Raw genomic sequence first — 18,380 nt, forward strand, 5'->3', positions numbered from 1 at the left:
TCCGGTCGCCCGACGTTCCAGGGGAGCCCTCGCCGTGTTGATCGCCCGTTCCGTCGCGCTGTTCGTCCTCGCCGCGCTGCTGGAGATCGGCGGGGCGTGGCTGGTGTGGCAGGGCGTGCGGGAGCACCGGGGGTGGATCTGGATCGGCGCCGGGGTGATCGCGCTGGGGGCGTACGGGTTCGTCGCGACGCTGCAGCCGGACGCGCACTTCGGCCGGGTGCTGGCCGCGTACGGGGGGATCTTCGTCGCGGGGTCGATCGTGTGGGGCGTCGTCGCGGACGGCTACCGCCCCGACCGGTTCGACGTCGCGGGGGCGCTCGTGTGCCTCGCCGGCATGGCCGTGATCATGTACGCCCCGCGCGGGGGCTGACCCCCGGCCCGCCCCGGCACCGCGCTGTCGGTTTTGTCGCTGTTCGTCGGGGCAGACCGCCGATCGAACGTCGCTCTACGCGCAGCGGCAGGAAGGGGACGACCGTCCATGATCGGCTTCATCGTCGCGGGACTGATCATCGGGGCGCTGGCGCGGTTGATCAAGCCCGGGAAACAGCGGCTGGGGATCATCGCGACGCTCCTGCTGGGGCTGGTGGGGTCCGTGATCGGGGGCACCATCGCCAACATGCTGGGCACCGGGAGCATCTGGGAGCTCAACGTGCTCGGGTTCGTCGTCGCGGTGATCGCGTCCGTGCTCCTGATCGGCGTCGCCGAAGGGCTCAGCGGCCGGGCGAAGGAGAGGCGCTAGGCGTCCGCGCCGGGCGGGGCCGCCGGGGGGACCGGCGGCCCCGCCCGAAGTTTTTCGCCGGGATGTCACATTCCCCGGCGGGCTCCCGTCGTTCGGGCGAATCCACACTGGAGGAGGAGCCATGACGTCACCCATCCTGGTCACCGGAGGCACGGGCGCCCTGGGCCGTCTCGTCGTGCCGCTGCTGCGCGACGCCGGACGGCCGGTGCGGGTGCTGAGCCGCAGCGCGCGGGAGGGGCGGGACGGCGTCGAGTTCGTCACCGGCGACCTGGTCAAGAACGAGGGCGTGGACCGCGCGGTCGCGGGCGTCGAGACCGTCGTCCACCTGGCGGGCGGCCGCAAGGGCGACGACGACGCGGCGCGGAACCTGGTGCGGGCCGCGAAGGCCGCCGGGGTGCGGCACCTCGTGTACATCTCGGTGACCGGCGCGGACGCGGTGCCGCTGGGGTACTTCCGGCAGAAGTACGCCGCCGAGCGGATCGTGGCCGAGTCGGGGGTTCCGTGGACGACGCTCCGCGCGGCGCAGTTCCACAACTTCACGCTCAACGCCGTGCGGGGTATGGCGAAGTCGCCGGTGATGCCCGCGCCGCGCGACATGCGGTGGCAGCCGGTGGACGCGCGGGACGTCGCCGAGCGCCTCGTCGAGCTGGCGCTCGGGGAGCCCGCGGGCATGGTCGCGGACCTCGCGGGCCCGAAGGTGTACGAGATGGCGCAGCTCGAGCGCGACTACCTGCGGGCGAGCGGCAAGCGGCGGCTGATGCTGCCGATCCGGATGCCGGGCAAGGCCGGGCGCGCGTACAAGGCCGGCGACAACCTGTCCCTGGACGGCGCCGACTTCGGCACCCGGACCTGGGAGGACTTCCTCGCCGAGGAGTTCGGCGCGAGCCCCGCCCGGCGGGCGTAGGGCGCCCGTCCCCTCCGGGGGCGCCGTTCGTTCACCGGATCGGCGCCCCCACAGAGTTGCGTCATGAAACCCGCATGCGGTCCAATGGGTTTCATGACGCAACTCGCTGTGCGCGACGCGGCGCGCACCGGTTCCCTGGACGGCGTCCGCGTGCGGCCGTACGGGACGGCCGACGGCGCGCGGCTCCGCGGGATGTCGGCCCGCCTCTCCAAGGCGAGCCTCTACACGCGGTTCTTCTCCGGCACCCCCCGCATCCCCGACCACTACGTCGCGATCATGGACGGTCTCGACCACTGGGACCGGGACGCGCTCGTCGCCCTGCTGGACGGCGAGATGATCGGCATCGCCGAGTACTGCCGGGACGCGGACCGCCCCGGGCTCGCCGACCTCGCCGTCCTGGTGGGCGACCCGTGGCAGCGGCGCGGCGTCGCGACCGTCCTCGTGCGGTTCCTGGCGCAGCTCGCCGGGCGGCGCGGCGTCCGCGCGTTCGGCGCGGACGTCCTGCCGGACAACCGGGAGGCGCTGCTGGCGCTGCACGGCGTGTGGCCGGACGCGGTCCCGGCGTACCGGGACGGGCTCGCCCGCTACGTGCTCCCGCTCCCCGGGCGCCCGGGTTGATACACACAGGTAGCGGCCATTTACGATGACCCGCATGACCCAGAACCTGCTCGGCGGCCCGCCTCCGACCGAACTTCCGGACAACACCGAGGCCCGCACTGCCCTGGAGAACGGCGTCGACCCGTTCGAGGTCGCCGCGCGCCACCCGGACCACCCGGGCGCCTGGGCCGAACTGGCCGACCGCGCCTTCGCCAAGGGCAGCGTGATCGACTCGTACGCGTTCGCCCGCACCGGCTACCACCGGGGCCTCGACCAGCTGCGCCGCGCGGGCTGGAAGGGGCACGGGCCGATCCCGTGGGCGCACGAGCCGAACCGCGGGTTCCTGCGCGCCCTGCACGCGCTCGGCCGCGCCGCCGCCGCGATCGGCGAGGACGCCGAGGCCGAGCGCTGCAAGCAGTTCCTGCGCGACAGCAGCGCCGAGGCCGCCGACGCCCTCAACGGGGGCTGACGAGCGCCGCCGCGGCCCGCGCCGCCGGCGCGGCGAGGCCCGGCACCGAGGTCGTCAGGAACGGGCCGTCGCCCGCCAGGTCGCCCGCGACCAGCACGCGCGGGTCGGGGCGGCCGCCGACGACGAGCCGCCCGGTGCCCGGATCGACGGTGAGGCCGCCGTCCGGGTGCCGGGCCGCGCCCTGCCCCAGCAGGGACGACACGAGCGGCGCCGCGGCCCCCGGGACCGCGTGCGCGGGCGGGTCGACGGCGTTGACCACCGCGTCGGCGGTGCGGACGCCGCCCGCGTGCCCGACGCGGAACCGGCCCGCCGCCGCCGTGATCTCACCGGCCCCCGCAGGATCTCCAGCGTCCCGCCGCCGAGCAGGTCGAGCAGGACGGCGGCGTTGCGGGGCACCATCGGGGACGCCTGGATCGTGATCGCGCGTGCGTGCGCCCGCAGCCGCTCCCGGTCCGCCGCGGGGTACTGCGTCATCGACCGGGCGATCAGCGCCCTGACGTCCTCCCAGGCGTCGCCGGCGGCGGCCAGCTCCCGCCGGACGAGCGCGTCGAGCCGCGCGAGGGTGAGCGGCCCGTCGAGGGTGCGCAGGTGGTCGGGCGTGAGGTACCGGACGTCCGTCCGCCGGGGAGTCCGCGCCGTCCTCGCTCGGGCCGCCGCTGCCGATCTGGCTGGTGGGGACGGCCGCGCAGGCGCGGGCCGTCGCGTCCGGGCGCGACCGGGAGGCCGCGCTCTTCGGGAAGACGGGGGCGTCCAGCCGCGGCGAGCTGGTCGCGCGGCTGTTCGCCGACCGCCACTGGCCCCGCCGCGCGACCGTCCAGGGCCGCTGACCAGGGTCGCTGCGGGGCCCGGGGTTTTCTCGGCGGCCGCATGCGGGTACGATCTGACCGCAAGAGGCCCCTTTCGCACTTGCGATTCAGGGGCCTTTCGTCGTGGGAAGGGTGAATCGGCATGCCGGCGATCGTTCTGGTCGGGGCTCAGTGGGGAGACGAAGGGAAGGGCAAGGCCACCGACCTGCTGGGCGGAGACGTCGACTACGTCGTCCGCTACCAGGGCGGCAACAACGCGGGCCACACCGTCGTCATCGGCGACAAGAGCTACGCACTGCACCTGCTGCCCTCGGGGGTGCTGTCCCCCGACGTCGTCCCCGTGATCGGCAACGGCGTCGTGATCGACCCTGCCGTCCTGCTGGAGGAGATCGACGGCCTGCGCGCCCGCGGCGTGAGCTGCGAACGCCTGCTGATCTCCGGCAACGCGCACCTGATCATGCCCCACCACCGGGCCCTCGACAAGGTCACCGAGCGCTACCTCGGCAAGGCCCGCATCGGCACCACCGGGCGCGGCATCGGCCCCGCCTACGCCGACAAGATCAACCGGATGGGCATCCGCGTCCAGGACCTGTTCGACCCGAACATCCTCACGCAGAAGCTCGACCTGGCGCTCCGCGAGAAGAACCAGGTCCTCACGAAGGTCTACAACCGGCGCCGCATCGACACCGGCCCGATCGTCCAGGAGTACGTCGCGTACGGGGAGCGGCTCCGCCCGTTCGTCACCGACACCACGCTCGTCCTGAACAAGGCCCTGGACGACGACAAGGTCGTGCTGCTCGAGGGCGCGCAGGGCACGCTCCTCGACATCGACCACGGCACGTACCCGTTCGTGACGTCGTCGTCCCCGACCGCGGGCGGCGCCTGCGCGGGCTCCGGCGTCGGCCCCACGAAGATCAACCGGGTGATCGGCATCCTCAAGGCGTACACGACGCGCGTCGGCTCCGGCCCGTTCCCGACCGAGCTGCTGGACGAGCAGGGCGAGTACCTCCGCAAGACCGGCGGCGAGTACGGCGTCACCACCGGCCGCGACCGCCGCTGCGGCTGGTTCGACGCCGTCATCGCCCGCTACGCCACCCGCGTCAACGGCATCACCGACTACTTCCTCACGAAGCTGGACGTCCTGTCCGGGCTCGACCGCGTCCCCGTCTGCGTCGCCTACGACGTCGACGGCGAGCGCGTCGACGAGCTGCCCACCACGCAGACCGACTTCCACCACGCCAAGCCGATCCTCGAGTACCTGGACGGCTGGCGCGAGGACATCACCGGTGCCAAGACCTTCGAGGACCTCCCGAAGAACGCGCAGGCGTACGTCCGGGCCCTGGAGGAGATGTCGGGCGCCCAGATCTCCGCGATCGGCGTCGGCCCCGGCCGTGACCAGACGCTGCAGCTCCGCCCGCTCGTCTGACGCCCGTAACCGGCCATTCCGGTTCGGCGGGTACGGTTGCGCACCGTGACCCGCACCGCCGAGCTGCACGGCCACCGCGGCGCCCGCGGCCTCCTGCCGGAGAACACCCTTCCCGGCTTCGCGCACGCGCTGGACCTGGGCGTCGACGCCGTCGAACTCGACGTGGGCCTGTCGGCCGACGGCGTCGTCGTCCTCGGCCACGACCAGGTCCTGTCGCCGGTGACGCTCGCCGACACCGCGCCCGCGCACCCGGGCGACCCGGCCTTCCCCTACGTGGGGAAGGCCGTCCGCGATCTCACCCTCGCGCAGCTCCGCACCCTCGACGCCGGCACCCGCCGGACGTCCGACGCGTTCGCCGTCACGCAGCGCGCGGTCCCCGGGACGCCGATCCCGACGCTCGCCGAGGTCTGCGACCTCGTCGCCCCGTCGGACGCCGCGCTGGCCGTGGAGCTCAAGACCGACCCGTCCTGGCCGGACGCCGAGGTGGCCCGGTTCGTCGCGGCCGTCGTCGGCGTCCTGCGCACCGCGGGGCTCGCCGCCCGCAGCCGCCTGCTGGCCTTCGACTGGCGCGTCCTCGCCGAGACGCCCCGCGAGTTCGGCCGGGTCGCGCTCGTCGAACGCAAGACGCTCGCCCCCGGCACCCGCTGGCTCGCGGGGCTCCCCGCCCGCGACCCCGTCGCGTCCGCGGCGGCCGCGGGCGCGACCGTCCTGTCCCCCGAGCACGCGATCACCACGCCCGGACTCGTGGACGACGCCCACGACGCGGGCCTCGCCGTCGCCGTCTGGACGGTGAACGACCCCGAGGACATGGCGCGGTTCGCGAAGTACGGCGCCGACGCGATCGTCACCGACTACCCGGACGTCGCCGCCCGCGTCCTCGCCGCCGCCCCCGCACCCGGGTGACCGGGCCGCCGCACGGCCCCGCCCGTCGGGTCACGGTGGGGACGAGCGGGGGGACGGTTCGCAGAGCGCGCGGTCGATGAGGCGCTCGGCGGTCGCGTCCTTCGCGGTCTCGGTGGCTTCGTCGAGGGTCTCGGTGGAGATCGCGACGACGACGCTGCGCCGTCCGTCCGGTGTGACGCCGAGGCGGTTGGAGACTCCGAGCGAGTCGCCGCCGTGGGTCCAGTAGCCGCCGCCGCAGCTCAGCGGGCTCCATTGGAGGCCGAGCCCGTAGCGGCCCGCCGCCGCCCCGCCGTCGCCCGGTTCCCGCTGCGGGACGGTCTCCTTCATCTCGGCCAGCCACGCCGGCGGCAGGAGGCGCCCGCGCATGAGGGCGCGGAAGAACCGGCCCACGTCACCGGTGGTGGCGACGAGGCCCCCGTCGGCGTAGGCGTCCGCGTTCGACGTCACGTCGTACAGCCGGTCGTCGCCGAGGAAGCGCTGGTAGGCGATTGCGTGCGGGCTGGGGAAGGTACGCGGGTCGGGGGGCACCGCGGTGCGGCGGAGCCCCAGCGGCCCGGTGATCCGGGCGCGCACCTCCTGCTCCCAGGTGCGCCCGGTCACCCGCTCGACGATCATCCCGGCGAGGATGTAGTTGGTGTTGGAGTACGACCAGCGCCGCTCGTCCGGACCCTCGGGCACCCAGTGCGGGCGGTGCCGCATCGCCATCGCCGCCAGTTCCTCGGGACGGTGCTTGCGGAAACGCTCCCGGACGAAGCCCGGGTAGCCCTCGGCGAGGGCGGCCTTGTACATCGGGGTGTCCAGGATGTAGTCGTGCAGCCCGCTGTTGTGCCTGAGCAGCTGCCTCACCGTGATCTTGCGCCCGTCGTTGCCGTTGCCGGTGACCACGCCGGGCAGCCACCGCTCCACCGGGTCGTCCAGCCCGATCCTGCCTTCGGCGGCCAGTTGCAGGACCACCACGGCGACGAAGGTCTTGGTGGTGCTCCCGATCCGGTAGTGCGCGTTCCAGGGGACCGGACGCCCGGTGGCCAGATCGGCGACCCCCGAGCGGACGGTCCGCGTGCGCCGCCCCTCGGTCGCCTCCGCCCAGGCGCCGGTCACCCCGTGCCCGCGCAGCGCGTCGAGATCGGCCTGGAGGGCGGAGCGTCCCGCCGTCCCCGCCTCGGCGGGCGGCGCCCCCAGCGCCACGGCGGCGGTCACTCCCGCCATCACCGCCGTACGCGCGAATCGCCCGTGTGCAGCTTTCACCGGTCCTCCCCAAGTCGGTCACTTAATGGAAACGGTAAGTGACCGGGAGTCGCGGAACATCATGGCCAGGTGGACTCTTCGAGGTATGGGCAGCCCTACCCCGAGACTCCGGACGGCGGACGGGCGAACGGGCGGACAGACGGACGGCCGCCGAGGGGCATGGTTCCTTCGCCCATCGACGGCCGACGCGCCGCCCGGTCAGCTCGGGCGTTCGTCCGTCCATTCGGCCACGGCGAACAGCTGGTACGCCGCCAGCTCGCCGGGCTCGTGGAACCGGTCGGGCATGTCCTCCGCCTTCAGGCTGCGCGCGGTGTGGACGTCGTCCGGCGGCAGCTCGCGGGTGCCCTTCGGCGGCGTGACCACCAGGTCGCGGATCGCCAGCAGGGCCCCCTCGTCCGGATCGATGATCCACTGCCGCTTGTAGGTGCCCAGCTGCTTGGGCGCGGTGTACAGGCCGAGCGGCATGGTCGTCTCCAGCGGCAGCGACACCACCGTGCCGGTGCGGCCCATGCGGTCGGTCGCCTCGCCGCCGGGCCGCACGCCCGGCAGGTCGGCGAGCATCCGGAACGCCGCCGCCCGCACCTTCGGCGGCGCGGGCGCCGTCGACAGCAGCGTCCCCGCCACCTCGCTCAGCGCCCGGGTCCGCGCCGCGCCCTCCAGGGCGCCGATCGGCTCCTCCCCCGTCTCGTCGGACGTGTACGCGTGCCAGTCGCCCTTCAAGCCCAGCAGGGCCTTCTTCAGCGCCGTCGGTTCGGTGGGCAGTGCCTCGACGTCCTCGGCCGACAGCCCGAAGTGGTCGCCGTCCAGCGGCATCGCCGGCCCGCTGGACGTCCCCTCCAGGTACAGGATCACGTCCGACCCGCCGCCCTCGGGGTCGGGCACGGACACCCGGCCCGGGGACCCGGCCGCCCGCCACTTCCGCTCGTCCTCGGGCGTCAGCGGACGGTCGGGCTCGTCCACGTTCGTCGTCGTGCCCTTGCCGTCCGGGCCCGCCCAGGAGACGATCCGCTGCCGCGAGTCCACCTTGTAGTGGTTCTTCGCGCTCTTCCCGACCGCGTAGACGTCCCCGAGGACCGTCTCGGTGTGCCAGTACTTCCCGGTCGGGGCCTTCTCCGCGTTCTCGGCGGCCACCAGCAGCACGTTCCCCGGCTCCGCGCGGACCTCGCCGCCGCCCCCGTCCGGGACGAGCGCCACCGCCGCCGCGGCGGCCGCACCGGCCGCGACCACGCCCACCAGCGGGATCGCGAAGCGCGGCCGGCGCCGTTCCCGCTTCGGCGGCGCGCTCCGCCGGTCGCTCCGCCAGTCGATGCGCGCGGCGAGCGCCTCCGGGGACTCCTCCTCGGCGAGCGCCGTCCTCATCCCGCGCAGGGCGTCGATCTCATCCATCGTTCTTCTCCTCCGGGAGGGCCTTGCGGAGCTTCTTCCGGGCCCGGTGGATGCGGGCCTTGACCGTTCCGAGCGGCAGGTCGAGCGCCGCCGCGATCTCCGGGTACGACATCTGGCCCCAGGCCAGCAGCAGCAGGGGACCGCGTTCCTTCACGGTCAGCGACGCGAGCGCCTTCGCCATGGACGGCCCGAGCGCCGCCGCCGTCGCGCGCTCGCTCGCCCGTTCGGCGACGCCGTCCTCCGCCGGGTCGACGCCGGTCCGGGCGTACGCCCGGTACATCCGCGTCTCCTGCCGGTGGTGCCGCGCGATCAGGTTGCTCGCGATGCCCCACAGCCAGGCGCCGAAATCGGCGCGCCCGTCGAACCGCTCCCGCTGCCGGAACGCGATCGCGAACGTCTCCGACAGCAGGTCGTCGGCGAGGACGGGCCCGAGCCTGCGGCGGACGTACGCGTGGATCCGGGGCCCGTACCGGCGGAACAGCTCGCCGAACGCCTCGGGATCGTCGAGGGACGCCGCGACGATCCGCGCGTCGTCCCGTCCGTCCCTCGCGGGGCTCACCATGGCCATGGGCCGGGGTATCCCTTCATGGGGGGTCCTCCACGTCTGGGGGGTGCTGACACCCTCCTCTATCCCGACCGGCCAGAACCGGTTGCCCACCTGCCGCGCGCGATCCGGGCCTGCCAGCATGGGCCGTATGCCTTTCGCGCCTCCTCCGGCCACCGCCGCCTGGCGGCACCTCGACGCCCGCACCGGATTCGAGGTCGTCCGGATCGATCGGCTGGACGGCGGGTGGCGGCTGCGCGGCACGACCACGGCGGTGGAGCAGGGACGGGCGTGGGCGGTCGAGTACGCGATCGACGTGGACGAACGCTGGTGCACGCGCCGCGCCCGCGTCTCGAACCGGCTGCCCGGGGCGTCGCCCGCGGTGACCGTCGAACAGGACGAACCGGGGCGATGGCTGGTCGACGGCGAGCGCGCGGCCGCGCTGGACGGCTGCCGCGACGTCGATCTGGAGTCGTCCGCCGTGACGAACGCGCTGCCCGTGCACCGGACGCGCCTGGCCGTCGGGGAGTCCGCGGAGGCCCCGGCGGTCTACGTGCGCGCCGAGGACCTCGCCGTCGACCGGCTGGAGCAGACCTACGCCCGGACGGCCGACGCCGGCGGGCACCGGTGCTACGACTACGCGGCCCCGGCGTTCGGCTTCACCGCCCGGCTCGTCTACGACCCCTCGGGCTTCGTGCTGGAGTATCCGGGCCTGGCCGCCCGCCACGCCTGAGCGGGCGGGCGGCCGGGCCCGCGCTCACGCCGCGGCCGCGTAGACGATGATGTTGTCCCGGTAGCCGCCGCGGTCGCGGTCGAACGCGCCGCCGCAGGTGATGAGCCGGACCTCCGGGCCGGGCGCCGGCTCGTAGACCGAGTCGGGCACGCCGCTCTTGCTGTGCCGTTCGAGTCGCGTCACCTCGAACCGGGCCGTGCTGCCGTCCTTCCGGTCGACCTCGACCGCGTCGCCGGGCCGCAGGTCCCGGAGCCGGTAGAAGACGGCCGGGCCGGTGCGCGAGTCGACGTGCCCGGCGATGACCGCGGTGCCGCGCTCGCCGGGTTCGGGCCCCGCGACGTTCCAGCCCGCGACGTCGTACCCCTTCGGGGCGGCGAGCGTGCCGGAGCGGTCGATGGCCAGCGGCACCATCGCCGCCGACACCCCGATCGACGGGACCCGAACCCGCACCGGGTCGGCCGCCTCGCCGGAGGCGTCCCCCGCCGCCGCCGGGGAGGGCGTGGACGTGGACGGGGCGGGGGCGGTGGGGGGCGCCGGGGTCGTCCGCGCCGCCGGGGCGGACCCGCCGCCCCCACAGGCGCTCAGCAGGAGGACGGCCGCGACGGCCGCGAGGAGCACGCCCCCGCGACCGCCGCGAACGTCCGGTCGGACGGCCACCGTCAGCCCGCCGTGCCGCGCCGCCGCAGCCACAGCAGCCCGCCGCCGCCGGCCAGCGCCGCGGCGCCGATCAGCGAGCCCGCCAGAAGCGGGGCGGAGGGGCCGCCGGAGCCGTCCGCGACGCCGCCGCGCCCGGTGTCGACGCCGCCGCGCGGCTGCTGCCCGTCGTCGTCGCCGACCGGCGCGGCGCCGCCGCCGCGGTTGCCGTCGTCGCCGTCGTCGTCACCGGTCGGCGCGCCGCCGTTGCCGGCCGGGGCCCCGGCGCCGCGGTTCCCGTCGTCGTCGCCCCGGTCGTCCCCGCGACGGTCGTCGTCACCGCGGCCGTCGTCACCGTCGTCGTCCCCGCGACCGTCGTCGCCGTCATCGTCACCGCGGCCGTCGTCGTCGCCCCGGTCGTCGTCGCCGCGGCCGTCGTCGCCGCGACCGTCGTCGCCGTCGTCGTCGCCGCGGCCGTCGTCGTCACCCCGGTCGTCGCGGTCGTCGGCGTGGGCGACCGCGGCGAAGCCCGGGCCGCCGTAGCCGGTCGCGGTCGTGAACACGGTGACGGCCGTCGCCGCACCGAGGGTCAGAGCCAGCACCAGCAGCACCCGCTGGAACACTGCCGTCATCGCAACCTCCTGAGGAAGGGACCACCCGTCCGAGCGGCCTCACCATCAGGTTGGCGGCCGTGCATTAGGGACCCGTGAGGCCCGAATGAGAGAGCCTCACGGAACGCCGCGTCACTCCGCGCGGACGTCCCCGGGGGCGGCGCCCGTCCACGAATCGGCCAGGGCGGCCAGTTCGTCCAGGGCGGCCTCGACGCGGGCCTCGTCCCCGGTCGTGAGGTAGTCGATCTGGAGTCCGGCGTACGCGGCGTTGAGCAGGGTCGCGTTGCGCAGGGCGACGTCGTCGGGGACGCCGTGGGCGCGCAGGACGTCCGCGACGTACCCGGCGCGGTCGCCCAGCATCTTCGGGACGTACGGGCCGGTGAGCCGGCCCGCGGCCGACAGCCCCTCGATCTCGTGCAGCAGCCGGACCATCGGCAGGTCCTCGGCGAGGTGCCAGGCCCACGAGGCCCGGACGACGGCGCCGAGGCCCGCGCCGTCCGGTGGGGCGGGGAGCGCTTCGAGCCGGTCCTTCTGGCGCCGGTCCAGGTGCTCCAGCACCGCGCCGACCAGCTCGTCCTTGGTCGCGAAGTGGTGGGTCAGGACGTACGTGCTGTGGCCGAGCGCCTTCGCGAGCGGGCGCATCGAGAGCCCGGCGATCCCGTGCTCGGCGAGGTAGTCGACGATCGCGTCGAGGAGCCGGGCACGGCGCTGCGGGTCGCGGGGTCGGGCCACGGTCGCCGACCCTATTCCCATGACGATCGTTTTGCCAACTTCCCATGACGATCGTTATGTTTACTGGCTTCCGCACTGGAGGTCGTCCCATGAACCCGGCCGGGCATGCCCGCCGTCCGCCCGTCCTGGGCGCGCTGTGCGCCGCGCTGCTGGTCATGAGCGCGAGCGTGATGGCGGTGACGGTCGCGCTGCCGTCCATCGCCGCCGACCTCGGGGCCGACGGCGCGGAACTGCAGTGGATCACCGAGGCGACGGTCCTCGCCCTGGCCTCGACGCTGATCGCCGCCGGGGCGCTCGCCGAGCGCGTCGGGGAACGGCGGATGCTGCTCGCGGGAGTCGCCGTGTTCGCGGCGGCCTCGCTGCTCGCGGCGGCCGCGCGGACGCCCGGCGAGCTCATCGCCGCCCGCGCGCTGCAGGGGATCGGCAACGCGATGATCACGCCGTCCGCGCTGGCCGTCCTGCGCGGCGTCTTCCCGGGTCCCGAGCTGCCGAGGGCGCTCGCGGCGTGGGGCGCGGCGGCGAGCGCGGGGGTGGTGGCGGGGCCGCTGGCGGGCGGGCTGCTCACGGAGCACTTCGGCTGGCGCTCGGTGTTCCTGGTGAACGGCGCGGTCCTGCTGGTCGCCGGGGCGGCGATCGCGGCGGTCGTCCCCGCGTTCCCCGGACGTGCGGTGCCGCTGGACGTGCCCGGCGCCGTGCTCGCGGGCGGGACGTTCGTCGCCGTCGTCCACACGCTCGTCCAGGCCCCGCACCGGGGCCCGCTCGACCCGGCGACCGTCGGCGGGGCCGCCGCCGCGGCGGCCTCGGTGATCGCGTTCGCGGTGCACCTGCGACGCGCGGACCGTCCGCTCATCGACCCCGGCATGCTGGCACGCCGCACGTTCTGGCCCGCCGCGCTCGCCGCGGGCACCGGGTTCTTCGCCCTGATGGGCGTCCTGTTCCTGCTCACCCGGTACCTGCAGGAGGTGCGGGGCCACTCCCCGGCGGAGGCGGCGCTGTCGCTGCTGCCGGTCGCCGCGGCGCAGCTGGGCGCGGCGCCCCTGGCGGTGCGGTCGATCGTCCGGTACGGCGTGCGGTGCACGGCGGGCGGCGGCCTCGCCGTCCTCGCGGCCGGGGCCGCGGTGATGGCGGCGGGCCTGCGGACGGACGACCCGGCGTTCGTCGTCGCCGGACTCGCGGTGCTCGCGGCGGGCAACGCCGCGACGGTCAACGCCGCGAGCACCGCGATGCTGCGGGCGGCGCCGCCGGGACGGTCGGGACCGGTCGCGGCCGTGACCGAGACCGCGTTCAAGCTCGGCGGCGCGCTCGGGGTCGCCGTGCTCGGCGGACTCCCCGCCGGCGGCGCCCTCACCGGCGGCTTCGCGCTCGCCGCCGCCGTCGCCGCCGGCACCGCGCTCGGCGCCGCGGCGCTGACCTCGCTCTTCCTGCGCGACGAACGGAGACCACGATGATCGAGAAGTACGCGTCCGTCCGGGGCCTGCGGCTGGCCTGGCTGGACGGCGGTCCGGACGGGGGCACGCCGGTCCTGGCGCTGCACGGGCACTTCGGCCGCGCCCGGTGCTTCGCGCCGCTCGCCGCGCGGCTGGCGCCCGGGTACCGGGTGATCGCCCTCGAGCAGCGGGGGCACGGGCACAGCGACCGCGGCGCCCTCGAACCGGACGAGTACGTCGAGGACGCCGCCGCGTTCCTGCGGGGGCTCGGGCTCGGACCGGTGATCGTCCTCGGGCACTCGATGGGCGGGGTCGTCGCGTTCCGGCTGGCCGCGCGGCACCCCGGGCTCGTCCGGGCGCTGGTCGTCGAGGAGGGCGGCGCGTACAACCGGCCGCCCGAGGTGCCGCACCCCGTCCTGGACGTCCGCGGCTGGCCCCGCCGGGCCGCGACGCTCGGCGAACTGCGCCGCGCGATCGAGGCGCGGGGCGTCCCGGACGCCGGGTACTTCCTCGAGAGCGCGGTCGAGCGCCCGGACGGCTGGGGCCTGCTGTTCGACCACGACGACATGGTGGCGTCGCAGGAGGCCCTGATCGGGGACTGGTGGGCCGACTGGCTGGGGTCGTCGTGCCCCGCCCTGCTGATCCACGGCACGGAGAGCTTCGTGCTGCCCACGGCGATGGCCCGCGAGATGGCCGGGCGCCGCCCCGGGACCGTCCTGCGCGAACTCCCCGGCTGCGGCCACTGGGCGCACGACGACGACCCGGCGGCCTTCGCCGGCGCCGTCCGGGAGTTCCTGGCCGCGCTGTGACCGGGGGGCCGGCGGCAGGGAAGAATACGGCAGATGATCTTCACTCCGGCGGAACTCGCCTACCTGGCCGCGCAGCCCATCGGGCGGCTCGCCACCGTCTCGCCCGACGGGCAGGTGCAGAACAACCCGACCAACTTCCGGGTCGACGCCGACACCGGCATCGTCTCCATCCGCGGGGGCGCGCTGGAGACGTCGAAGAAGTTCCGGAACATCCAGGCGGGCAGCACGGTCGCGTTCGTCGTGGACGACCTGGCGACGGTCGACCCGTGGGCGCCCCGGGGCATCGAGATCCGGGGCACCGCGGTGGCGCTGACCGACCAGGAACCGCCCCGGCCCGGGATGTCCCGCGGGATCATCAGGATCACCCCCACCCGGATCGTCTCGTGGAACCTCGACGGACCCCGCGCGAGCCGTTCCGTGTGACGCGGTCAGAGCCAGCCGTTGCGGCGGAAGCCCCGGTAGAGGGACAGGCAGGCGAGGCCGATGACGCCGAGGATCATGTAGTAGCCGTACCGCCAGCTCGTCTCGGGCATGAAGTCGAAGTTCATGCCGTAGATGCCCGCGATGGCGGTGGGCACCATGAAGATCGCGCCCCAGGCGGAGATCTTGCGCATGTCCTGGTTGTCGGCGACCGTCACCTGCGTCATGTGCGCCTGCAGGATCGGGTTCAGCAGCTCGTCGTAGGACTCGACCTGCTCGCGGACGCGGGTGAGGTGGTCCTCGACGTCGCGCAGGTACTCCTTGATCTCCGCCGGGACGAACCGGCGGCCGGACAGGCTGCGCAGCGGGCCAGCGAGCGGGCCGACGGCCCGCTTGAGCTGGATGACCTCCCGCTTGAGCCGGTAGATGCGGCGCGACTCGTCCGTCCGCTCGGGGGAGAAGACGGCCTCCTCGACCTCGTCGATGTCCTCCTGGACGGCGTCCGCGACGTTCACGTACCCGTCGACGACGTGGTCGGTGACCGCGTGCAGGACGGCGGCCGGGCCGTGCACCAGCCGGGACGGGTCGCCCTCCAGCCGGGTCCGGACGGGCGCGAGCTCGCCGTGCGTCCCGTGCCGGACGGTCACCACGAAGTCGGGCCCGCAGAAGATCATGATCTCGCCGGTCTCGACGACCTCGGAGCCGTCCTCGCCCGGGACGTAGCCGACGGTCTTCATCACGACGAAGTGGACGTCGTCGTAGCGCTCGTGCTTCGGGCGCTGGTGCGCGTTGATGGCGTCCTCGACGGCGAGCGGGTGCAGCCCGAACACCTCGGCGAGGTCGGACAGCTCCGTCGCGGACGGCTCGTGCAGCCCGACCCAGACGAACCCGGCGCTGTCGCCCTCGGGGGTGAGGCGCCCGTCGCGGATGAGGCGGACGGCGTCCCCGACGGTGTCGGTGCAGACGCGGTGGCCGTCGATGTAGGCGGCCCAGTCGATGACGGCGGAGCCCCGGGGCGGGCCCTGCCGCCGCGCGTCCTGGGGACGGCGCGTCTTGAACAGCGCGCGGGTGGGACGGACTCGCGTCATGGCCATGAGGTGCTCCTAACCCGCCGGCCACGCGCGCATCGCGCGCTCGGCCCTAGAGGGAGCGCGCGGGGGCGGCCGGACGCCAGAGGGAGGCGGACGGACGGACAGTCCTCGGACTGTGAGGGTTCTCCGGCGAACTGCAAGTATCACCAGGACTCATCCCGACCACCTCCTTCCGGACATACCGCGACCCGGGTCTGTCAAGGCCGATCGCAGCGTACCAGCCGATCGTTAGGACGCCGTGAGGTTCACGGAAGTTCACGGCGCCGGGTGTGACGGCGGACTCATCGGACGAACCGCCCCGCGGGCGCCGGATCGGTAAGCTCGCGTGACGTGCGAGTACTCGTCCTTGGATCGGGTGGCCGCGAGCATGCGCTCGCCCGCGCCCTGCACCGCGACCCTGCCGTCACCGCCCTCCATTGCGCCCCGGGCAATCCCGGCACGGCGGAGATCGCGGACAACCACCAGCTCGACCCGTCCGATCCCGCGGCGGTGACCGAGCTCGCCGCGCGGCTGCGCACCGAACTGGTGGTGATCGGCCCCGAGGCGCCGCTCGTCGCGGGTGTCGGGGACGCGCTGCGCGCGGCGGGCGTCCCCTGCTTCGGCCCGGACCGGGAGGCGGCCCGCATCGAGGGGTCGAAGGCGTTCGCCAAGGAGATCATGGCGGCGGCCGGGGTGCCGACGGCGGACGCGCGCGTCTGCTCGTCCCGCGCGGAGGCGGAGGAGGCCCTCGACGCGTTCGGCCCGCCGTACGTGGTGAAGGACGACGGGCTCGCGGCGGGCAAGGGCGTCGTGGTGACCGAGGACCGCGACGCGGCGCTGGCCCACGCGGAGGCGTGCGACCGGGTCGTGATCGAGGAGTTCCTGGACGGCCCGGAGGTGTCGCTGTTCGCGCTGTGCGACGGCCGGCACGCCGTCCCGCTGCTGCCCGCGCAGGACTTCAAGCGCGCCCTCGACGGCGACGCGGGCCCGAACACGGGCGGCATGGGCGCCTACACGCCCCTCCCGTGGGCGCCGGAAACCCTGGTCGACGAGGTCATGGCCACGGTCGTGCAGCCGACGCTGGACGAGCTGCGCCGCCGCGAGACCCCGTACGTCGGCACCCTGTACGCGGGCCTCGCGCTGACGTCGCGGGGCGTCCGCGTGGTCGAGTTCAACGCGCGGTTCGGCGACCCCGAGACCCAGGTCGTCCTGGACCGGCTCGCCACCCCCATCGCGACGCTCCTGCAGGCGTGCGCGATCGGCGGCCTCGACCCGGACCTGCGCCCCGAGTGGCACCCGGGCGCCGCCGTCACGGTCGTCGTCGCGGCCGAGGACTACCCGGCGGCGCCGGTGAAGGGCGACGAGATCACGGGTCTCGCCGAGGCGGACGCCGTCGACGGCGCGTACGTCCTGCACGCGGGCACGAGCCTCGACTTCGACTCCGGACGGCTCGTCGCGAGCGGCGGCCGCGTGCTGAGCGTCGTCGGCACGGGCGCGGACCTCGCGGCGGCCCGCGCGGCGGCGTACGAGGCGGTCGGCCGGATCGGCCTGCGCGGCTCCCACCACCGCACCGATATCGCCGCCGCGGCCGCCGAGGGCGTGTAAGGATTACATGATTACACGGACATAATCCCCGAAGGCAGGCTCATGACCTCCTCCCCCACCCCCGCGGACGAGGAGGAGGTCTACGGCGTCACCACGCTGGAGCTCTTCTTCGACCTCGTGTTCGTCTTCACGCTGATCCGGCTGACCGACGTCCTGATCGGCGAGTTCACCCCGCTCGGGCTCTTCCAAATCATCCTGATGTTCGGCGTCCTCTGGTGGATGTACGGCGGGTACGCCTGGCTGACGAACATGACCGCGCCGAAGGCCACTTCCCACCGGCTGCTGATCCTCGCGGGCATGGGCGGCTTCTTCATGGTCGCCATCGGCACCCCGACCGCGTTCACCGGCGGCGGCGGACTGGTCTGGGGCCTCGGCTACCTGCTGCTCGTCCTCGCGCACGTCGTCCTGTACGCCCGCGGCAACCCGAACATCCTGCGCGTCCTCCCCGCGAACCTGCTGGCCGCCGCGCTGATCATCGTCGCCGGCCTGCTCGACGGCGGCCCCCTCGTGTACGCGCTGTGGACGCTCGCGCTGATCGTGCCGATCGTCCAGCCGTACATCGTCCCGGCGGGCGGCCTGTTCAGCATCCGCCCCGAGCACATCGTCGAACGGCACGGCCTGCTCGTCATGATCACCCTCGGCGAGTCGATCATCTCCGTGGGGACGGGCGCCGCGCACGCCGAACTGGACGCGGGCCTCGTCGTCGCCGCGCTCCTCGGCCTCGCCCTCGCCGCCGCCATCTGGTGGACGTACTTCACCGGCGACGACGAGCGTGCGGAGGAGTCGCTGGCCGCCGCCGACGACGTCCACCGTGCCCAGATGACGATGTTCGGCTACTTCTACGCGCACATCCCGCTGATCATCGGCGTCCTCGTGGCGGCCGCCGGGATGAAGAAGGCCGTCGAGCACGCCTGGGAGCACCTCAAGCCCGGCACGGCCCTCGCCATCGCGGGCGGCGTCGCCCTCTACCTCGCGGGCGACGTCCTGTTCCGCCGCGTCCTGCGCATCGGCCCGTCCGGCATCCGCCTCACCGCCGCCGTCGCCGCCCTCGCCACCGTCCCCCTCGGCCTCTGGCTCGCCGCCGCCGAGATCACCGCCCTGATCCTCATCCTCTCCACGACGGTCATCCTCGAACGCCGCCGAACCCCACCCACCCCCACCCCCGCCCCCGCATAACCCGCCGACCCACGCCCGGCCCCGGGGCCGGGTCCATCGCGGAGCCCCCGCGCACGCGGCGACGGCCCCCACGAGAGCGAGGGACGCCCCCCGGGCGGGGAGCGGGGTTTCCGCGGCGGCCTCGGGCGGCGGGCCCGCCAGGGCC

22 protein-coding genes are annotated in these 18,380 nt (G+C 74.6%); 14 read left to right on the top strand and 8 right to left on the bottom strand.

What is annotated here, in order from left to right:
• Nucleotides 1–34 precede the first annotated feature (34 nt).
• From AB0L25_RS27345 to AB0L25_RS27365, 5 genes are all read left to right on the top strand, one after another.
• On the top strand, nt 35–370 hold the full coding sequence (locus AB0L25_RS27345; protein WP_500175562.1) for a YnfA family protein: 336 nt from the start codon (nt 35–37) through the stop codon (nt 368–370).
• A 108-nt stretch (nt 371–478) separates the two neighbouring features.
• Entirely contained in the window at nt 479–739 is a 261-nt protein-coding gene (locus AB0L25_RS27350) for a GlsB/YeaQ/YmgE family stress response membrane protein (RefSeq protein ID WP_500175563.1), read from the top strand.
• Nucleotides 740–860: 121 nt separating this feature from the next.
• Nucleotides 861–1,643 carry an SDR family oxidoreductase gene (locus AB0L25_RS27355; protein ID WP_500175564.1) on the top strand — a complete coding sequence of 261 codons (783 nt, stop codon included), beginning with the start codon at nt 861–863 and terminating at the stop codon, nt 1,641–1,643.
• A gap of 93 nt (nt 1,644–1,736) precedes the next feature.
• A complete protein-coding gene (locus AB0L25_RS27360) occupies nt 1,737–2,261 on the top strand; it encodes a GNAT family N-acetyltransferase (protein ID WP_500175565.1) in 525 nt (174 codons plus the stop codon).
• Nucleotides 2,262–2,286: 25 nt separating this feature from the next.
• Nucleotides 2,287–2,709 (top strand): DUF3151 domain-containing protein, encoded by a 423-nt coding sequence (locus AB0L25_RS27365; RefSeq protein WP_500175566.1) that lies wholly within the window; start codon nt 2,287–2,289, stop codon nt 2,707–2,709.
• Here the strand turns inward: AB0L25_RS27365 and AB0L25_RS27370 are convergent.
• Nucleotides 2,696–2,968, bottom strand: coding sequence for a hypothetical protein (locus tag AB0L25_RS27370; RefSeq protein WP_500175567.1), 273 nt, complete (start codon nt 2,966–2,968; stop codon nt 2,696–2,698). The two genes, AB0L25_RS27365 and AB0L25_RS27370, sit on opposite strands and share 14 nt — an antisense overlap.
• Nucleotides 2,969–3,380: 412 nt before the next feature.
• Here AB0L25_RS27370 and AB0L25_RS27375 point away from each other — a divergent pair, with 412 nt between their 5' ends.
• From AB0L25_RS27375 to AB0L25_RS27385, 3 genes are all read left to right on the top strand, one after another.
• The gene (locus AB0L25_RS27375; RefSeq protein ID WP_500175568.1) at nt 3,381–3,536 is read left to right on the top strand and encodes a hypothetical protein; all 156 of its coding nucleotides are present in this window, start codon (nt 3,381–3,383) and stop codon (nt 3,534–3,536) included.
• A 121-nt stretch (nt 3,537–3,657) separates the two neighbouring features.
• Nucleotides 3,658–4,941, top strand: coding sequence for an adenylosuccinate synthase (locus AB0L25_RS27380; RefSeq protein ID WP_500175569.1), 1,284 nt, complete (start codon nt 3,658–3,660; stop codon nt 4,939–4,941).
• A gap of 45 nt (nt 4,942–4,986) precedes the next feature.
• Nucleotides 4,987–5,844 (top strand): glycerophosphodiester phosphodiesterase family protein, encoded by an 858-nt coding sequence (locus AB0L25_RS27385; protein ID WP_500175570.1) that lies wholly within the window; start codon nt 4,987–4,989, stop codon nt 5,842–5,844.
• 30 nt (nt 5,845–5,874) lie between these two features.
• Here the strand turns inward: AB0L25_RS27385 and AB0L25_RS27390 are convergent, their stop codons facing one another.
• From AB0L25_RS27390 to AB0L25_RS27400, 3 genes are all read right to left on the bottom strand, one after another.
• Nucleotides 5,875–7,089: a serine hydrolase domain-containing protein gene (locus tag AB0L25_RS27390; protein ID WP_500175571.1), complete on the bottom strand. Its 1,215-nt coding sequence runs from the start codon at nt 7,087–7,089 to the stop codon at nt 5,875–5,877.
• 198 nt (nt 7,090–7,287) lie between these two features.
• On the bottom strand, nt 7,288–8,475 hold the full coding sequence (locus tag AB0L25_RS27395) for a CU044_5270 family protein (RefSeq protein WP_500175572.1): 1,188 nt from the start codon (nt 8,473–8,475) through the stop codon (nt 7,288–7,290).
• Nucleotides 8,468–9,043, bottom strand: coding sequence for an RNA polymerase sigma factor (locus AB0L25_RS27400; RefSeq protein WP_500175573.1), 576 nt, complete (start codon nt 9,041–9,043; stop codon nt 8,468–8,470). The genes AB0L25_RS27395 and AB0L25_RS27400 overlap by 8 nt, the downstream gene beginning before the upstream one ends.
• Nucleotides 9,044–9,170: 127 nt before the next feature.
• Here AB0L25_RS27400 and AB0L25_RS27405 point away from each other — a divergent pair, with 127 nt between their 5' ends.
• On the top strand, nt 9,171–9,752 hold the full coding sequence (locus AB0L25_RS27405) for a putative glycolipid-binding domain-containing protein (protein WP_500175574.1): 582 nt from the start codon (nt 9,171–9,173) through the stop codon (nt 9,750–9,752).
• A gap of 24 nt (nt 9,753–9,776) precedes the next feature.
• Here AB0L25_RS27405 and AB0L25_RS27410 read toward each other — a convergent pair whose 3' ends face one another.
• The 3 genes from AB0L25_RS27410 to AB0L25_RS27420 all read right to left on the bottom strand — a co-directional run bounded on the left by AB0L25_RS27410 (nt 9,777) and on the right by AB0L25_RS27420 (nt 11,728).
• Complete coding sequence (locus AB0L25_RS27410) at nt 9,777–10,370, bottom strand: class F sortase (protein WP_500175575.1); 594 nt, start codon at nt 10,368–10,370, stop codon at nt 9,777–9,779.
• A gap of 41 nt (nt 10,371–10,411) precedes the next feature.
• Nucleotides 10,412–11,017, bottom strand: a complete 606-nt coding sequence (locus AB0L25_RS27415; protein WP_500175576.1) for a GVDTG sorting domain-containing protein — start codon at nt 11,015–11,017, stop codon at nt 10,412–10,414.
• 111 nt (nt 11,018–11,128) lie between these two features.
• Nucleotides 11,129–11,728, bottom strand: coding sequence for a TetR/AcrR family transcriptional regulator (locus tag AB0L25_RS27420; RefSeq protein ID WP_500175577.1), 600 nt, complete (start codon nt 11,726–11,728; stop codon nt 11,129–11,131).
• A gap of 89 nt (nt 11,729–11,817) precedes the next feature.
• Between AB0L25_RS27420 and AB0L25_RS27425 the strand changes: the two genes are divergently transcribed.
• The 3 genes from AB0L25_RS27425 to AB0L25_RS27435 are packed head-to-tail and all read left to right on the top strand — an operon-like array spanning nt 11,818 to nt 14,387.
• Nucleotides 11,818–13,176, top strand: a complete 1,359-nt coding sequence (locus tag AB0L25_RS27425; RefSeq protein ID WP_500175578.1) for an MFS transporter — start codon at nt 11,818–11,820, stop codon at nt 13,174–13,176.
• Entirely contained in the window at nt 13,173–13,964 is a 792-nt protein-coding gene (locus tag AB0L25_RS27430) for an alpha/beta fold hydrolase (RefSeq protein WP_500175579.1), read from the top strand. Before AB0L25_RS27425 ends, AB0L25_RS27430 begins: the two co-directional genes overlap by 4 nt.
• A gap of 33 nt (nt 13,965–13,997) precedes the next feature.
• A complete protein-coding gene (locus tag AB0L25_RS27435) occupies nt 13,998–14,387 on the top strand; it encodes a PPOX class F420-dependent oxidoreductase (protein ID WP_500175580.1) in 390 nt (129 codons plus the stop codon).
• Between the two features lie 5 nt (nt 14,388–14,392).
• Here the strand turns inward: AB0L25_RS27435 and corA are convergent, their stop codons facing one another.
• Nucleotides 14,393–15,478, bottom strand: coding sequence for a magnesium/cobalt transporter CorA (gene corA, locus AB0L25_RS27440; protein WP_500175581.1), 1,086 nt, complete (start codon nt 15,476–15,478; stop codon nt 14,393–14,395).
• 327 nt (nt 15,479–15,805) lie between these two features.
• On the opposite strand from corA, the gene purD reads away from it, so the two are divergent.
• Together purD and AB0L25_RS27450 are read left to right on the top strand one after the other, a co-directional pair.
• On the top strand, nt 15,806–17,059 hold the full coding sequence (gene purD / locus AB0L25_RS27445) for a phosphoribosylamine--glycine ligase (protein ID WP_500175582.1): 1,254 nt from the start codon (nt 15,806–15,808) through the stop codon (nt 17,057–17,059).
• A 42-nt stretch (nt 17,060–17,101) separates the two neighbouring features.
• Complete coding sequence (locus tag AB0L25_RS27450) at nt 17,102–18,235, top strand: low temperature requirement protein A (protein ID WP_500175583.1); 1,134 nt, start codon at nt 17,102–17,104, stop codon at nt 18,233–18,235.
• Nucleotides 18,236–18,380 lie beyond the last annotated feature (145 nt).

Origin of the sequence: Spirillospora sp. NPDC052242 (assembly GCF_040679555.1) — a bacterium.
Lineage (GTDB): Bacteria > Actinomycetota > Actinomycetes > Streptosporangiales > Streptosporangiaceae > Spirillospora.

What these genes read in the sequence shown, in the direction of transcription:
- AB0L25_RS27350 (WP_500175563.1), top strand. Translation starts at nt 479, where the DNA reads ATGATCGGCTTCATCGTCGCGGGACTGATCATCGGGGCGCTGGCGCGG.
- AB0L25_RS27355 (WP_500175564.1), top strand. Translation starts at nt 861, where the DNA reads ATGACGTCACCCATCCTGGTCACCGGAGGCACGGGCGCCCTGGGCCGT.
- AB0L25_RS27360 (WP_500175565.1), top strand. Translation starts at nt 1,737, where the DNA reads ATGACGCAACTCGCTGTGCGCGACGCGGCGCGCACCGGTTCCCTGGAC.
- AB0L25_RS27365 (WP_500175566.1), top strand. Translation starts at nt 2,287, where the DNA reads ATGACCCGCATGACCCAGAACCTGCTCGGCGGCCCGCCTCCGACCGAA.
- AB0L25_RS27380 (WP_500175569.1), top strand. Translation starts at nt 3,658, where the DNA reads ATGCCGGCGATCGTTCTGGTCGGGGCTCAGTGGGGAGACGAAGGGAAG.
- AB0L25_RS27395 (WP_500175572.1), bottom strand. Translation starts at nt 8,475, where the DNA reads ATGGATGAGATCGACGCCCTGCGCGGGATGAGGACGGCGCTCGCCGAG.
- AB0L25_RS27400 (WP_500175573.1), bottom strand. Translation starts at nt 9,043, where the DNA reads ATGGCCATGGTGAGCCCCGCGAGGGACGGACGGGACGACGCGCGGATC.
- AB0L25_RS27405 (WP_500175574.1), top strand. Translation starts at nt 9,171, where the DNA reads ATGCCTTTCGCGCCTCCTCCGGCCACCGCCGCCTGGCGGCACCTCGAC.
- AB0L25_RS27415 (WP_500175576.1), bottom strand. Translation starts at nt 11,017, where the DNA reads ATGACGGCAGTGTTCCAGCGGGTGCTGCTGGTGCTGGCTCTGACCCTC.
- AB0L25_RS27425 (WP_500175578.1), top strand. Translation starts at nt 11,818, where the DNA reads ATGAACCCGGCCGGGCATGCCCGCCGTCCGCCCGTCCTGGGCGCGCTG.
- AB0L25_RS27430 (WP_500175579.1), top strand. Translation starts at nt 13,173, where the DNA reads ATGATCGAGAAGTACGCGTCCGTCCGGGGCCTGCGGCTGGCCTGGCTG.
- AB0L25_RS27435 (WP_500175580.1), top strand. Translation starts at nt 13,998, where the DNA reads ATGATCTTCACTCCGGCGGAACTCGCCTACCTGGCCGCGCAGCCCATC.
- corA (WP_500175581.1), bottom strand. Translation starts at nt 15,478, where the DNA reads ATGGCCATGACGCGAGTCCGTCCCACCCGCGCGCTGTTCAAGACGCGC.
- AB0L25_RS27450 (WP_500175583.1), top strand. Translation starts at nt 17,102, where the DNA reads ATGACCTCCTCCCCCACCCCCGCGGACGAGGAGGAGGTCTACGGCGTC.